Annotated in this window: 13 protein-coding genes and 1 pseudogene; 6 read left to right on the forward strand and 8 right to left on the reverse strand. The window is 32.7% G+C overall.

Translation table 11 applies throughout. The annotated features are described in order from the left end of the window. The 3 genes and pseudogenes from ACFIJJ_RS04535 to ACFIJJ_RS04545 all read left to right on the forward strand — a co-directional run. Nucleotides 1–354 (forward strand): annotated as a pseudogene (locus ACFIJJ_RS04535) (site-specific DNA-methyltransferase); the annotation flags it as partial. A 22-nt stretch (nucleotides 355–376) separates the two neighbouring features. Continuing rightward, on the forward strand, nucleotides 377–3127 hold the full coding sequence (locus ACFIJJ_RS04540) for a DEAD/DEAH box helicase (RefSeq protein ID WP_375646082.1): 2751 nt from the start codon (nucleotides 377–379) through the stop codon (nucleotides 3125–3127). A 436-nt stretch (nucleotides 3128–3563) separates the two neighbouring features. Beyond that, nucleotides 3564–4553: a COG2958 family protein gene (locus tag ACFIJJ_RS04545; RefSeq protein ID WP_375646084.1), complete on the forward strand. Its 990-nt coding sequence runs from the start codon at nucleotides 3564–3566 to the stop codon at nucleotides 4551–4553. A gap of 594 nt (nucleotides 4554–5147) precedes the next feature. On the opposite strand, the gene sodC is transcribed toward ACFIJJ_RS04545, so the two are convergent. The 4 genes from sodC to ACFIJJ_RS04565 form a co-directional block, all read right to left on the reverse strand. After that, on the reverse strand, nucleotides 5148–5672 hold the full coding sequence (gene sodC, locus ACFIJJ_RS04550; protein ID WP_375646087.1) for a superoxide dismutase [Cu-Zn] SodC: 525 nt from the start codon (nucleotides 5670–5672) through the stop codon (nucleotides 5148–5150). Between the two features lie 402 nt (nucleotides 5673–6074). Continuing rightward, on the reverse strand, nucleotides 6075–6431 hold the full coding sequence (locus tag ACFIJJ_RS04555; RefSeq protein WP_375646089.1) for a hypothetical protein: 357 nt from the start codon (nucleotides 6429–6431) through the stop codon (nucleotides 6075–6077). Then, entirely contained in the window at nucleotides 6409–6753 is a 345-nt protein-coding gene (locus ACFIJJ_RS04560) for a hypothetical protein (protein WP_375623217.1), read from the reverse strand. Before ACFIJJ_RS04560 ends, ACFIJJ_RS04555 begins: the two co-directional genes overlap by 23 nt. A 1031-nt stretch (nucleotides 6754–7784) precedes the next feature. Beyond that, nucleotides 7785–9011, reverse strand: a complete 1227-nt coding sequence (locus tag ACFIJJ_RS04565; RefSeq protein WP_375623215.1) for a UbiH/UbiF family hydroxylase — start codon at nucleotides 9009–9011, stop codon at nucleotides 7785–7787. 182 nt (nucleotides 9012–9193) lie between these two features. On the opposite strand from ACFIJJ_RS04565, the gene pcsA reads away from it, so the two are divergent. The 3 genes from pcsA to ACFIJJ_RS04580 are packed head-to-tail and all read left to right on the forward strand — an operon-like array spanning nucleotide 9194 to nucleotide 11489. Continuing rightward, nucleotides 9194–10006: a phosphatidylcholine synthase gene (pcsA, locus tag ACFIJJ_RS04570; protein WP_375623213.1), complete on the forward strand. Its 813-nt coding sequence runs from the start codon at nucleotides 9194–9196 to the stop codon at nucleotides 10004–10006. A gap of 26 nt (nucleotides 10007–10032) precedes the next feature. Further along, a complete protein-coding gene (locus ACFIJJ_RS04575; protein WP_375646091.1) occupies nucleotides 10033–11079 on the forward strand; it encodes an enoyl-CoA hydratase/isomerase family protein in 1047 nt (348 codons plus the stop codon). Continuing rightward, nucleotides 11076–11489 (forward strand): DUF6163 family protein, encoded by a 414-nt coding sequence (locus ACFIJJ_RS04580; RefSeq protein WP_375623209.1) that lies wholly within the window; start codon nucleotides 11076–11078, stop codon nucleotides 11487–11489. The genes ACFIJJ_RS04575 and ACFIJJ_RS04580 overlap by 4 nt, the downstream gene beginning before the upstream one ends. A gap of 245 nt (nucleotides 11490–11734) precedes the next feature. On the opposite strand, the gene ACFIJJ_RS04585 is transcribed toward ACFIJJ_RS04580, so the two are convergent. The 4 genes from ACFIJJ_RS04585 to metG form a co-directional block, all read right to left on the reverse strand. Then, nucleotides 11735–12094 carry a hypothetical protein gene (locus tag ACFIJJ_RS04585; protein WP_375613428.1) on the reverse strand — a complete coding sequence of 120 codons (360 nt, stop codon included), beginning with the start codon at nucleotides 12092–12094 and terminating at the stop codon, nucleotides 11735–11737. Nucleotides 12095–12203: 109 nt separating this feature from the next. After that, nucleotides 12204–13013, reverse strand: a complete 810-nt coding sequence (locus ACFIJJ_RS04590; protein WP_375623207.1) for an MBL fold metallo-hydrolase — start codon at nucleotides 13011–13013, stop codon at nucleotides 12204–12206. 10 nt (nucleotides 13014–13023) lie between these two features. Then, nucleotides 13024–13797 carry a TatD family hydrolase gene (locus ACFIJJ_RS04595; RefSeq protein WP_375623205.1) on the reverse strand — a complete coding sequence of 258 codons (774 nt, stop codon included), beginning with the start codon at nucleotides 13795–13797 and terminating at the stop codon, nucleotides 13024–13026. After that, on the reverse strand, nucleotides 13787–15349 hold the full coding sequence (gene metG, locus ACFIJJ_RS04600; RefSeq protein WP_375623202.1) for a methionine--tRNA ligase: 1563 nt from the start codon (nucleotides 15347–15349) through the stop codon (nucleotides 13787–13789). Before metG ends, ACFIJJ_RS04595 begins: the two co-directional genes overlap by 11 nt. Between the last annotated feature and the right edge of the window lie 41 nt (nucleotides 15350–15390).

Below are 15390 nucleotides of genomic sequence, written 5' to 3' on the forward strand. Positions count from 1 at the left end.
ATGGGATTTACCTATGCACCGGATGAAAATCATTATTGGATGCAGGGATATTCAACGGAAACAGATTATATTTATGTCACAACGAGCGCCATGACCTATGAACAACTCCGTATCATGAGCGAAGAGGTGGGGTCTCATCGTACTTTGCTGATTTGTTGTACAGCCTTTGATACAAAAACAGCGTCATTTGAGAATCTTACACTCACAAAAATCCCCCGTGCAGTATTGGAAAAATGCGAATGGGGAAGGGATGATTACAGTTTAAACGTAGCCAATCTTGAACCAATGATTGTGGTAAAAGAAAGCGAAAAAGATAAAGACATTGCGCAACAAGAGTTAGATCTATTTGAATAATATATAAAAAGCGGAGTTTCCCATGAACACTGTTGCAAAAAGGATTTCAGCTCGCTTATCGTTGCGTGATCCTCAACGTGAATCATTAAATATTTTGGTGAAAATTTTAGAAAATATAGAACTTTCTAAAAATACAGATTTAATTGCAGAATTAGAAATGATAAAAAGTCTCTATCCTTCTGTACAAGATTTTGAACGAAGCTTTCCCTCTTTTTGTTTTGCCTTAGCAACGGGAGTTGGAAAAACGCGACTTATGGGAGCTTTTATTAGCTATCTTTATTTAACAGGTCGTAGCCGACATTTTTTTGTTTTAGCTCCAAACTTGACTATTTATGAAAAATTAAAACAGGATTTTAGTCCTCAAAGTCCGAAGTATGTTTTCAGTGGAATAAGTGAATTCATTGCAAATAGACCCATTATTATTACAGGTGAAGATTATGAAAGTGGTAAAGGTATTCGCGCTGATGAACACCACTTTCACGGACAAAAACGTTTGTTTGAAAATCGGGATACGGCCTTTATCAATATTTTTAATATTTCTAAAATTAATACAACGGATAATAAAAAAGGCGCACTAAAATCTAGTATTCCGCGAATTAAACGCTTACAAGAAACGATTGGTGAAAGTTATTTTGATTATCTCGCAAATCTTCCTGATTTAGTTTTGTTAATGGATGAAGCACATCGTTATCGAGCTTCTGCTGGTGCGGCAGCAATTAATGAGTTAAAACCTGTTTTAGGAATAGAGCTTACAGCGACACCGAAAACAATAGGTGCAAAACTTGTAGATTTTAAAAATGTTGTTTACAGTTATTCACTTGCAGAGGCTATGAGAAATGGTTTTGTAAAAGAGCCTGCTGTTGCTACACGTAAAGACTTTCAACCTCAAAATTATACATCTGAACAATTAGAACATATTAAGTTACAAGATGCAATTCATGCTCATGAAAACGTGAAAGCAGATTTAATTGCCTATGCCAAAGATTATAACAAAAAGTTTGTTAAGCCTTTTATTTTAGTTGTCGCTCAAGATACAAATCATGCACAGAAATTGCGTGATTTATTGGAATCAGATGATTTTTTTGCAGGAGCTTATAAGGGAAAAGTTATAGAGATTCATACAAAACAGTCAAATATAGAGGAAGATCAAAATATTCAAAAACTCATTGTGATTGAGAATCCTCATGAGCCAACAGAAATTGTTATTCACGTTAATAAATTAAAGGAAGGATGGGATGTTAGCAATCTTTATACTATTGTACCGTTGCGTGCATCGGCTTCAGAAATTTTAACAGAACAAACAATTGGGCGTGGATTACGTTTGCCTTATGGGCATAGAACAGGCATAGAATCTATTGATCGTTTAACAATCATTGCGCATGATCGTTTTCAAGATATTATTGATCGTGCGAACGATCCAAATTCAATTATAAAAAAGCATATTGAGATTGGAACAGGGGGTGATATATCCTCTGAAAAGTCGGATATAGTGACAGTTCCAAGTCGAGCAGAAGCTTTATTTATAAAAACGATAGTAACACGTCATTCCGATATAAATGGAACATCTGATTTACACGGTGTTATGTTATGTAATACGGATTCACCCACATTAACGTCTGAAGAACAAGAAATTGCTGCTATTGCGTGGGATATTATTAAAGAGAATGATAATTTACCGAGTTCTCAAATGCTTTGTTCTGCATCGATACAAGAAAAAATTAGCAATAAAATCATGAACATTACGCATTCATCACAAAAGTCTCTTGTGTCAAAAGTGGTTACAAATCTGACAAAACAATTACCAGAACTGATCATAGATATTCCCAATATTGTACTCATACCTTCGCGTGAGGTTACTTATGGTTTTTCTGATTTTGATTTGGAAAATCTAGAAAGTTTAAATTTGCAACCTGTTAGTAAAGAACTTTTAATTCGAGAATTGCGTACCCATAAAAGCATTTTTCTCACTTCTAAGGATAAATATATTAAAGAGCCTCATCTTGAAAATTACATCATTCGTGGTTTAATTGATAATGATTTTATCGATTATGAGAGCCATACGCCATTATTACGAAAATTGGCTTGTCAGATGGTAGAGCATTTCCGATCTTATTTACCCAATGATGTAGCTGTTGAGAACGTATTAATTCACTATCAGCATAAGATTAATACTTTTATTGTTGCGCAATTAAGAGAACATCAATGGGAAACACAAAAAGATTATGAGATTAAAGTTACACGAGGTTTTACAACTTTAACACCTATCCATTATGTTTTACCGCAAGGAACATCTCCTCTTGATTTTCGTAATATTCCTACCATTAAAAGCGATATTAAAAAACTTGTATTCAGCGGCTTTAGAAAATGCTGTTATCCTTTGCAAAAGTTTGATTCAGTAGAAGGGGAATTACGATTTGCTCAAATATTAGAGGATGATGCACAAGTATTGAAATGGATGAAACCCGCTCGAGGTTTTTTCAAGTTAGAATATGATAAAGGATCAGCCTATGAACCTGATTTTGTTGTAGAAACGAAGGATGCTAAATATCTTTGTGAGCCTAAAAAAGCCTCTGAAATGAAAAATCCTATTGTTTTAAAAAAGAGAGAAGCTGCAGTTCAATGGTGTTGTCATGCAACGCGCTATGCGGCGGTTTATGGCGGTAAAAAATGGTATTATGTTCTTATTCCCCATGATGCTATTAAAGCAAATAGTAGTTTTGAAGGTTTGTGTGCAGAGTTTACCATTTCAGAATCTATACTTGAGAGCTCTTAACTTTTTGCTTAAAAAAACACATAAGTCTTTTAACTGGCCGATGCGAGAAACAATCAAATGTTTGAATATTATTTTTAATTTTGTTCCCTGTTGCACCATTAATTTAAGAATATGAGCTAATTCTTAAATCAAAAAATTATTATTTTTTCTAACGACATTAAAATAAAAGAAAAAATGTATAGAAAAGTTACACAAGATTATACTTTTTTATAGGGATTTGTAGCACATTTCCAATTTTTTATAAAAGTACAATCTTACTTTCCTTATGTGAAAAGTTCTTTGAGTTTATAGTCACAACTTCAAAAAAATATTTTAATTTTATTGGGTAATTTTATAAATATGCTTTTTTTAAAAAACTTAAATAGTTTATTGTTCTTTCATTTAAAATCATGAATATAATGAAATATCCAGAGGATGAAAGGGGGGAGTTTTTCATATGACTTTGAATTTAACAAACACTGTTTTTAATTTTTTAAAGAAAAACCCGACAAAAAAATTTACAGCTCGAGAAATTGCTCAATGGATATTTGAAAATTACCCAGAAAAATGTCGTCAAAAACAAAAGCATTCAACGGCAATAATTACTCCCCTTAATAGTGATGCAGCTCTTATTCAGCAAATTGTTGCTGAAATAGGATCGAAGCGCCCTCAATTACAAAAGCGTTATCCAGAAATTAAAACCACTGAAGGGCGACCGCGACAGTATTATTTTACAAAACAAACAGATAGTGCTGAAATTGATGCCGTAGAAGACAATGTAAATAGTAGGGTAGAAGATGGCTCTGTTAAAGAGCATGATCTTTATCCATTATTATCTAAATTTTTATGGTCAGAGCTTGCTGTTTATAGCAAGCGCATTAATGAGAAATGTTCTCGTAATAAACATGGTGCAGGCGGAAATAAATGGCTTTATCCAGATCTCGTAGGGATGCAAGATTTAAGCAAGGAATGGAATCGTGAAATCAAAGACTGTGTTTTGCAATATTTTGATAAAAAGACAAAGCTTTGGTCTTTTGAAGTAAAAATTCTCATCAATCGTTCAAATTTACGAAAAGCATTTTTTCAAACAGTAAGCAATTCTTCATGGGCTAATTTGAGTTATTTAGTAGCTAGTGAAATTGAAGGTGTTGATACATTAAAAGAGCTCCGAATGCTTTCAAGTTTGCATGGAATTGGATTTATAAGGCTTGATAAGGAAAACTCTTCTGAGAGTGAGATCATAATTCCAGCTAAAGAACGTAATGATATTGATTGGGATACCGCTAATAGATTAGTGGAGGAAAACAAAGATTTTCTTGATTATATTAAGCTCATTCGTCAATTTTATCAAACTGGTGAGATGCGTCCTCTAGATTGGGATCATGTGCAAACGGTGGGGGATATTTTTAAAAAGACTCTATTGTTTAAAAGCCCTTTCTCAGAGTGATAAAAAATTACTCTCACTGTTTTATTTGATGATTATATTTAGTTAATATATTGATTTATAATGATAATTAGTCTTTTTACTTAATGAGAAGTTTGAATATCGTAGCATTAAATCATTTTGAATTAAACCATCTTATATTGATGTTGAATCAATCAAAATTATTTGTGTGCACTCTCACGAGAGGGGGGGAGGAGGGGAGCGTGAAAATTCCCTGTTGGGGGCTTTTTATTTTGTGCGAGAGATGTTATCCCATTAGATACTAGATTTAATGGTTATAATTTATTACACATTTTATATTGTAGAGAGTAAATTTAAACTTTGTTGTTTCTTGTTTAACATTAATCATTGAAAATATCGCTTCCTCATATTGAAGTTTTTTTACAAAGAATTTATTCTACTATTTCCTCATTTTCGACTGCTGTTCGTTCTGATTATTGTTAGTTCTTTGTTAAAATATTCAAAAAAAACATCAATTCTATAAAATGTTCACATAGTTTATTTAATTTTTTGAAATAGATTTTAAAAATAAATTTCTATCATATCTTGTGATCAAGGGAGTGTATATTGTCATAGTTTACCACAATATTCTATTTATTATTCAATAATACCGCACGCCAAACGTGCCCCCCCTCCGCCAAGCGGTAATGGTTTATCTGATTGATTATCAGCTCCTAAATGAATGACTAAAGAGCGCCCTTTAATTTCAGAGATTTTTTTTAATCGTGGAGCAAGAACGCTCATTATGGCATATCCCTGCTTATCAACATAAAGTGCTGGTAAATCACCAAGATGACCATTGACATTATAAGGTCCTAAATGTTTTCCGGTATGTTCCGGATCATAATGTCCACCTGCGCTTCCACCAATTATGCCATCTTTTGTATCACATGAAGGATTTACATGTACATGAAAACCATGCATCCCTTCTGATAAATTAGATAAATTAGGGATAAAAATCAAACCGTATGTGATTTCTTCAATTTTAATGCTACCAATAGCCTTTTTGAAATTGTTGTCTTCTAATTTATAAATATTTACTTGTGTTGATAGTGCTAATGCAGAATTTTTATGAATTAAAAATGCCATAAAAAATAATAATGATAATAATATTTTTTTCATAAAATACCTTTATACTTATCTTTAAATATATTATTATCTATAATTAATAATATATTTATATAAATGTCTTAAATTAAACTTTAAAAAAATAATTTAAATAGAAATATTAGTTTTTAGAAAGAGCAAATAATTTAAAGTATGTTTATATATATTTCTGAACATAACTTTTATTTTTTGATCTATAAAAAATGTAGCTTCCATAGACTGATAATTATATCTCGCTTACATTTCTTCAAGAGATGCTTTAAAAAGCTACTTTTTTGATGTTTAATAAAGAATTAAGTAAATAGTTTTAATAAGTTAGATGTTATTTCATTTATACTATGATAATCGCTTCATCAAAAAAGAACATATAATTTGTTGATGATTTAAATGTTTTCATAGAAAAAATGACGAGAATTTCTATTCATTATGAAATTTATAAGAGAAAGAATTATTATGATTCATATAAATTTCCCATAAAATACAGCATATACCGACACTCCCTCCCATTCCTGATCCTATCAGTGCTCCTATTATTATTCCGGTAGAAAGGGCTACTCCTATACCCATTGCGATAACTGGACCAAATCCTGGAAGAGCAATATAACCATAAGCTGCAAGAGTTGCCGCGATAGCTCCTGATATGCTCCCATTTAAACCGCCAATGAAAGCAAATTCTTTAATAGAATGGCAACACTTTTTTAATTTTTTTTTCTTACAGTTATAAAAAGAAATGTTGCTGTAAATTTTAAAATCAATCATATTTTTCTCCTTCATTTTGAATGCTAACTGTTCCTGAATAGTCAAGGGATACAAAAAAATGGGACTTTTTTAATTTTACTAAAGCACGCCAAATGCCATTGTCATCTAAACGCAATCGTTTAATATTCTCAAAACCATTTTGCATAAGACAATTTTTAACTTGTGAAGCAGTAAATGAATTCTGACCTATTTTAGTGACATTTTGAGTAGGGCTATAGGTAAAGGTTTGACAATAAGGAAGGTGAAAAACTTCACTTATTGAAGTACTGATTATCAGCGAGACACATACAATCATTATAAAAAAAGTACTTAATTTCAAAAATTTATTGAGTGTCATCTTGTTACCATTTGTTAAAACAACACTTCATTAACCTCTGTGTTACCAACAGGTTCCCAAGATGATTTTATTTTTAATATTATACTTAATAATAAAAATCTTTTAAAATCTATTGATTAAATAAAACTGTTTTTTATTATTTGATTTATAGTAAAAAATTTAACAGATGTGATTTGCAAGATATCTTTATAATTTAAGCTTGAAACTATAATTCAGTTTTATCTTATCTCATATCAATATACTAAATATATATAATAGTTTTTAATAAAAAAATGATGTATAGTAATATTAATTATAGATATTCTTATTATAAATAACAAATTATTCTTAATATCAGTAATAGATATGATTCAAAATGCAATATAAAACCATAGAGATGATTATATCGTTTATTTTTATCATTGATAACACATAGATTTATAATGGTTTCTCATTGTTTTATATATTAAATAAGCATTCAAAATATCGTATAATTCTTTCATTTCAAATCTGTTTATTTTAAATTAATTAAAATCATTCGTACATCATAAAAGGAGCTGGTGTATGATAAAAGGAATAAATAATGCCTCTTAGAAAGACTCCCCAATATAAGGGGTGTCTAAACATTAAAGGATGATAAATATAATAATGGCGCCAGCTTGTTTTTTCATAAGCGTAAAAATGATAGTGCTTAATAGCTTTCCGTTTATACCACTAACAGTATTGTGAAACGGGTTTAGGTTCCAGATCTTACTTTAAAACAAGCACATAAATTAATAGAATGAACAGTCTAGTATAATTTTTTACAAAAAATGTTAAAGATACTCTGAATTATATTAATTCTTAAAAAACTAAACAATTCCTTTTTGTTATACATAAGATCAAATTCTAAAACATTCTTAAATATTTATATCAGAAAATGTATGGTAGAGTATTGTATTTTTACTGAATAAATTTACTTTCAAAACGCATTATTCAAAATAATTATTTCTTTGCTTATTGATAACTTATACACTTATTATTATTTACTTTACGTTATTATCCATTATTGCTTAGTAGAGTTGTTTAGATGATTTTGTTGGAAATATTTGCATAATTTCCTTGAATCCATAACCGGGATACATTCCTTCGCGCATAAATAAATTACGTAATGGCGGGAAACTATGTAACAAACCAAGCCCAATGCTTCGTATGATATGAACAGGCAACATATGAGAAAGTAGAGCAGAGTTCAGTGTATGAACAGCTCCACTTCGGATTAATATATCTGGTTTGCGGCATTTGTTATAATGTGCAACAATCATTTCAGAGTTAGAATTGGATATTTTATTGGGTAAAATATCAATTAAAGTTTGGACATCACGGAATCCTAAATTCAATCCCTGTGCTCCAATAGGGGGAAAAACATGAGCGGCTTCACCGACTAAAATTGTTCGGTTAGCAGCAAAATGATGAGAAAGAAGTCCGAAAAGCGGCCATGCTTGAATTGATGTTTCTAAGCTTAGCTTTCCAAGCATTGATTGCATTTTGTCTTCAATCATTTTTGCAATTTTTTTTGGTTCTATATTCAATAATTCTTCAGCACGGGAAGGATGAACAACCCATACAAGACTAGATCTTCGTCCTGGTAGTGGAACTTGTGTAAATGGACCGTGTTCTGTATGAAATTCAGTTGATGTATTTTGATGAGAAAACTCATGAGAAAAGTTGAGAACAAGTGCTTTTTGTGGATAATTCCACTGTTTGACACTTATTCCTGCTGCGGCACGTGTAAGAGAGTGACGTCCATCAGCTGCAATAACAAGTGGTGCTTGAATGACTCTACAATCAGAAAGAGTAATAAATACATGGTTTTTTGTATGATGAACAGATTTGGCTGCAGAAACAAATCTTGTAATATTAGGCGTATGTGTAACAGCATCGACTAAAGCACTGTTTAATTTTACGTTAGGTATATTATAGCCAAAAGCTTTTTCACCAATTTCAGCAGAAGAAAAATGCACCGTAGGAGCATGCACAATTCTAGAAGTTATATCTATAATTCTCATGGACGATAAAGCAGCTGCATGTTTTTGAAGATTATCCCAAATATTGAGTTTTTGAAGCATGCGTATTGCAGGCATCATAAGAGCAGTTGTTCGTAACTCATCTGTATGAGCAGGGGGCCCAACAAGAAAAACAGAAAGCCCCTCATGTGCAAGACTCAGCGCAGCTAACATTCCGACAGGACCTGCACCAATAACAGCAATATCTTTATGCTCGTTCTTTTCAAAGATCACAACTGTTTGAACCTTTCTCCATTGATAAAATATTTTAATATTTCCAAATGATCACTCTCTTTTTATTATATGAAGCTCTTCTATTATTATAGTATGTAATAAATAATGCGATATAAAAAAGTAACCTTTTTATGATTTTTTATGCCGGATCATATCATCGGTAAAAAATGGCGTATTAATAGATGGATGAAGACTTTAAAAATGAGGATAAGAAAACCTTGAAACGTAAACTAACAAAGAAAATCAAAACAAATGCTAAATTATTACGCCATAAAAAAGTAACAATGCCACAAGCAAAGGCCTTTTCCGTTCATTTACTAACAGCTTCGGGATCATTTTTAGCATTTCTTTCTCTTATATCAGCCTCTCAAAAAGAATGGACAGCTATGTTCTGTTGGCTTGGGCTTGCCCTTCTCGTTGATGGTATAGATGGACCAATTGCACGCAAACTTGATGTTAAATACGTTCTTCCAACATGGTCTGGAGAGCTGTTAGATAATATTATTGATTACGTGACTTATGTCTTAATTCCTGCCTTTGCACTCTATCAAAGTGGTTTCATGGGGGTAGGGTTATCATTTTCATTGAGTGCAATTATTGTTATTTCATCTGCTATTTATTATGCAGATACTAGTATGAAAACCAAAGAAAACTTTTTTAAAGGATTTCCTGTTGTTTGGAATATGATGGTTTTTACGCTTTTTGTCGTCAGACCAGGAGAGTGGATTACTTTTATCATTATTGTTTTATCGGCGATTATATCTTTTTTACCAATTTATTTTATCCATCCAGTAAGAGTTCTTCGTTTACGTAGAGTTAATTTTCCCATTTTTCTCTTATGGTGTGTTTTTGGTGTTTCTGCCTTCTTTTATCAACTAGAAGCTCCAGATTGGGTTAAAATAGGAATCTCGGTAACAGGAATTTATATATATTGTATTGGCGCAATCATGCAAATATTTCCTCAACTTGGGGCAAAAAATATAAAAAAACAATAAAATAGTTGTTTTTAAAAGGGTGTAAGATGCAAATTGACTTTGGAGCAGGTGATGATATTTCTTTTACGAAAGAAGGATGTGCTGGTATTATAAAGCTCACGCGTCCTTCAGCATTAAACGCTCTTAATCAACGAATGGTTTCAGCTTTAAAAAAAGCTCTCAGAACATGGGAAACAGATGATAATGTTTCTTGTGTCTTAATTGAAGGGGAGGGACGTGCTTTTTGTGCTGGTGGAGATGTTGTAGAAATCTATCATATGGGGAAAAGTGCCTCTGCTTGTCAATACTTTAGGGAGGAATATAGCTTGAATGCTTATATCAAACATTTTTCAAAGCCCTACATTTCTTTCTTAAACGGTATTTGGATGGGAGGAGGGGTAGGTATTTCTCTCTATGGTTTGCATCGAATTGTTACAGAAAATACAGTTTTTGCTATGCCAGAAGGTGCGATTGGCTTTTTCCCAGATGTAGGTGCAAGTTTTTTCTTACCATCTCTTCCCAATCATTTTGGCATCTATCTTGCATTAACGGGCGCACGCATAAAGTGGGGAGATTGTTTAAATTTAGGATTAGCAACACATGCCGTTCCTGAAATTGAATTCGATATGATTAGAAAAGCTGTTATTGAGCAAGGAGACCCCACTTTAGCTTTAAACGAGCAAGCAATTACAAAAGACTATGAAACGAGTCATGAAATACGTTATATTATTAACAGTTGTTTTAGTGCCCACAGCTTAGAAGAATGTCTTGAGTTGCTACATAAAAAAAGCAATGAAGATGTTTTATTTGCTAAAGAATGTTATGATATTTTGCAGTCACGTTCTCCGACAAGTTTAAAAGTTATCTGGAAACAAATGAAACAAAATTCATCTCAAACGTTGGAAAATTGTATGAAAATTGAAAACCGCATAGCGCATCATATGATTCATTCACATGATTTTTATGAAGGTATACGTGCTATGTTAATCGATAAAGATAAAAGACCTCAATGGCAGCCAGATAAACTTTCAAATGTGACAGATGAAATGGTAGATTCTTACTTCCAACCTGTTGAACAAGAGTTATTATTGTGAAAAATAATTCTCACAAACAGATTTCAAAAATCAATTTAATCTATAACTGTTACTTACGGTTTTTGGCACTTATTTGCTTAGTCCTAGGTATTTTTTATTGGATACGCCTTGTGGGGGTCTTTCCAGGTATTTTATGGCGTTTTGACCTTATGCCTTGGCAGTGGCAATTTGCATCAGCTATATTGGCTATTCTCTATCCTATTGCTTTAATTGGTCTTTGGATGTATTCACTATGGGGCATTATTTTATGGTGTGTTGCCGCATTGATTGAAACAATAGCAATATATTATTCCGATTTTATTTATCAGCCTTTTGTACCATTATTTCATGGAATATTATTTTTAGCTTTTATTATCTTACAAATTATGATGATTTTTTTAAAAAAAGTAAAAAATAAAAAACCATTATGATTAAAATTTTCGAAAAAGATTTTTCAATCTTAAAAAGTCATCAAAAAGTTTTTTAAGTAATAAGTAAAAGATATTCACTTCAATTGCCAAACTTCTACTCTTTCTAAAAAAGTTCCATAATATATATTATGCGATAATATGATACAATTTACTTTTTACTTTTAAAATAAAATTGGTCTTTAAGGAATATTCCTTAAAGACCAAAAATAGTGATAACGAAATTACGTATAATAAAATAAGGAAAATTATTGCATTATTTTACAACGTTTCATACGTGCAAGATCACTCAAAACAGCATTACGATTGTTTAAAGCCGAAATTTCATTACTTTCACTGGATTTAGTATCCATAAAAAACAAAGCAGGTACAAATACAACACTTGCCGCTGCTAAAGCCACGTTTTTATTTCTTGCTTTAGAACGCTCTGCAATTGTATCATTAATCTGACGTTTATTAGCAAAAAACTCCCGTTGAATATCGGCACAACTCATTGATCCGTCATGTAATGTTGTCGTTGCAATATTTTTTTCTAAACGCCCCCCACATGCTGTCAAGGAAACCGCTAAAACCACAATACATACACCCCGCTTAAAATTCTTATACATAAAAGCCTCATTTTTGACATAAAAAACACTAAATATGTCAAAAATGAAATAAAATAAAGGATAAATTTAAAAGTATTTTATTTAACTTAAAATATTGCGCATAATAAGCTTATGCATCTGTTTCAAAAGTTAGACCTTGATATGCAGGTTTTACATAGGATGGGACGTAATTTATAACCTTATTGTAATCCAGTGATCTGTCCATATGTGTGAGTATCGCTTGTTTTGGCTTTAAATATTCTATCCACTGTAATGCTTGATCAACAGAAAAATGACTCGGATGGGATTTAAATTGAAGAGCTTCAATGATGAGAACATCCAAATCCATTAATTTGGATAAAGTTTTTTCAGGAAATTCACTAACATCTGTACAATAGGCAACATTCCCAATCCGAAAACCTAAGGAGTGAATGTTTCCGTGGTGTTGTAAATGTGTATTGATGCTTATTGCTCCCCCCTGCCCTTGAATAATAAATTGGCTATCTTCATTGATAAGATGCTCTTTTAAAATGGGAGAATAAGATGAATCTTTTGGTGTTTGAAAACAATATCCGAAAGCGTTTTTGAGATGTTCTAGTGTAAATCTGTCGGCATAGATATCTATTAAACATTTTTGTGCAAGTGCATAGCTGCGTAAATCATCAATACCGTGGATATGGTCAGCATGAGAATGCGTGTAAAGAGCAGCATCAAGATGGTTCACATGCGCATCGATCATTTGTGAGCGAAAATCTGGACCCGTATCAATAACGATCGTTGTTTTGTCTCCTGATGGTTTAATACGTTCAACTAATAAAGAACTTCTGTAGCGTTTATTTTTAGGGTTATTCGGATCACATGTTCCCCAATCACCATTGGGGCGGGGCACTCCTGGAGAAGGACCACAACCTAATATTGTAAATCGGTATTGATCACACATATCTTTTGCCTTATTTCATTTTGCTAAATAAACGAAAAGCGTTACGGGTTGTTATTTGGGCTGTTTCTTCAATACTTAAGCCAATTGTTTCAGCCAAAACAGCTGCCGTATAGCATACAAAAGATGGTTCATTTGTTTTGCCCCGATGGGGACTAGGTGCTAAGAATGGAGCATCTGTTTCCACTAACAAATGCTCATGGGGTACAATTTTTGCTATTTCACGGATTTCAAGTGCGTTTTTAAAAGTAAGAATACCTGAAAAAGAAATATAACCACCAAGTTCAATTCCTGCACGAGCAAGTTGCATTCCAGACGAATAACAATGAAGGATAAAGGGAAAAGCTCCTTCTTTTATCTGTTCACGTAATATTTTCTCCATATCATCATCTGCATTGCGTGAATGGATAACAAGAGGAATCTGTGTTTCTCGAGCAGCAATGATATGTTCTTGAAAAACTTTCTTTTGCTCTTCTGGTGTAGAATAATCATAATGATAATCAAGTCCCCCCTCCCCAAATGCAACAATTTTAGGGTGATTCGAAAGCTGTATAAGCTCTTTGGCTGTAATATTTTGCTCTTCATGCGCATGATTGGGGTGTGTACCAACAGAACAAAAGACTTGATCATAATTTTGCGCAATGGCTAACAGCTTATCTAATTTATGAACATGGGTTGAAATTGTTATCATACGTTTAACGTCAGCATCTAAAGCTCGCTGGATAACATTATCCAAATCCTGTGAAAAATCTTCAAAATCAAGATGACAATGCGTATCAATCAACATGATGAATATCTTCTTCTTTCTTCAAGATATAACGAGGAAAAATCGGTTCTGGTGGTGGAAGATCAAGTCCTTCTTGAATTTTTGAATGGCTTATATGATACAACAACCGATCATCTTCAGCAATCGCAAGGCTATCAAGAAGTTTTGCTGCCGATTGGGGTATGAAAGGCAAAAGCATTATTCCTATTCGCCGCAAGATTTCTACAGTTATATAAAGAACTGTAGAAAATCGCTCTGGATCATTCTTACGTAAACTCCAAGGTTGTTCATTGGCAAAATAGCGATTGGCATCTGCTACAATTGAAAAAATAGCTGAAAGTGCTAAATGCATACTATAAGAAGACATTGCTTGATGTATAGTTTCAAGCACTTGAAGAGATTGTTCTAAAAGCTGTTTATCTTGAACTAAAAATGAAGCTGGTAGCGGAACTTTTGCATCACAATTTTTGGCAATCATAGATAAAGAACGCTGTGCTAAATTACCAAGATCATTAGCAAGATCAGCATTAATACGGTTCACAAGACTTTCATGGCTATAACTACCATCTTGTCCAAATGGTACTTCACGGAGAAGAAAATAACGGACCTGATCAAGACCATAATGATCAACCATTTCAAAAGGATCAACGACATTTCCAACAGATTTTGACATTTTTGCACCACGATTAAGTAAAAAACCATGGGCAAAAATATTCTGAGGCAAGTCAATCCCAGCAGACATTAAAAATGCCGGCCAATAGACTGCATGAAAACGAATAATATCCTTACCAATAATATGCGTATTAGCAGGCCAAAAATCACGTTTTGTTGAATTTTCATTGAAAAAACCAATTGCTGATAAATAATTCGTAAGCGCATCAACCCAGACATACATTACGTGCTTTGGATTATCAGGAACAGCAATGCCCCAATTAAAACTTGTGCGTGAAATAGAGATATCTTTTAATCCCGATTTGATAAAACTTATAATTTCATTACGCCGCTCAAGTGGCAAAATAAAATCAGGATATTTTTCATAATATTCAAGAAGAGCCTTTTCATAACGAGAAAGTCTAAAAAAATAACTTTCTTCTTCATTCCATTCAACTGGAGAGCCTAATTCCTTCTCGCGACGGATGTTGTCTGCTCCAACTTCTGTATCTTTCTCTTCATAATACGCTTCTTGGCGAACCGAATACCAACCCGTATAACGGTCGAGATAAATATCGCCATTTGTCTCCATCTTTTTCCAAATTTCTTGACAAGCTTGATAATGGCGCTCTTCTGTCGTACGGATAAAATCATCGTTAGAACAATTTAATACTGCAAGCATTTTTTGAAACACAGCACTATTACGATCTGCAAGTTGTTGAGGTGTCATGCCCAATGCTGCTGCCGTTTGTTGCATCTTTAGACCATGCTCATCGGTACCAGAAAGAAAAAATACATTTTTTCCGTTTAATCGTTGAAAGCGGGCTAAAACATCACTAGCAATGGCACTATAGGCATGCCCAATATGTGGAGCACCATTAGGATAAAAAATAGGAGTTGTTATGTAATATGTGTCACGCATGTCATACTCATTGTAAAACGCCATAAATAAAAGATACAATG

Origin of the sequence: Bartonella sp. TT29SHDZB (assembly GCF_042193395.1) — a bacterium.
In the GTDB taxonomy this organism is placed as follows: Bacteria; Pseudomonadota; Alphaproteobacteria; order Rhizobiales; family Rhizobiaceae; genus Bartonella.

Coding starts and splice junctions, on each gene's coding strand:
- ACFIJJ_RS04560 (WP_375623217.1), bottom strand. CDS start 6,753: ATGACACTCAATAAATTTTTGAAATTAAGTACTTTTTTTATAATGATT.
- ACFIJJ_RS04540 (WP_375646082.1), top strand. CDS start 377: ATGAACACTGTTGCAAAAAGGATTTCAGCTCGCTTATCGTTGCGTGAT.
- ACFIJJ_RS04585 (WP_375613428.1), bottom strand. CDS start 12,094: ATGTATAAGAATTTTAAGCGGGGTGTATGTATTGTGGTTTTAGCGGTT.
- ACFIJJ_RS04595 (WP_375623205.1), bottom strand. CDS start 13,797: ATGTTGATTGATACGCATTGTCATCTTGATTTTGAAGATTTTTCACAG.
- pcsA (WP_375623213.1), top strand. CDS start 9,194: ATGGATGAAGACTTTAAAAATGAGGATAAGAAAACCTTGAAACGTAAA.
- ACFIJJ_RS04575 (WP_375646091.1), top strand. CDS start 10,033: ATGCAAATTGACTTTGGAGCAGGTGATGATATTTCTTTTACGAAAGAA.
- metG (WP_375623202.1), bottom strand. CDS start 15,349: ATGCGTGACACATATTACATAACAACTCCTATTTTTTATCCTAATGGT.
- ACFIJJ_RS04555 (WP_375646089.1), bottom strand. CDS start 6,431: ATGAAGGAGAAAAATATGATTGATTTTAAAATTTACAGCAACATTTCT.
- ACFIJJ_RS04545 (WP_375646084.1), top strand. CDS start 3,564: ATGACTTTGAATTTAACAAACACTGTTTTTAATTTTTTAAAGAAAAAC.
- ACFIJJ_RS04590 (WP_375623207.1), bottom strand. CDS start 13,013: ATGTGTGATCAATACCGATTTACAATATTAGGTTGTGGTCCTTCTCCA.
- sodC (WP_375646087.1), bottom strand. CDS start 5,672: ATGAAAAAAATATTATTATCATTATTATTTTTTATGGCATTTTTAATT.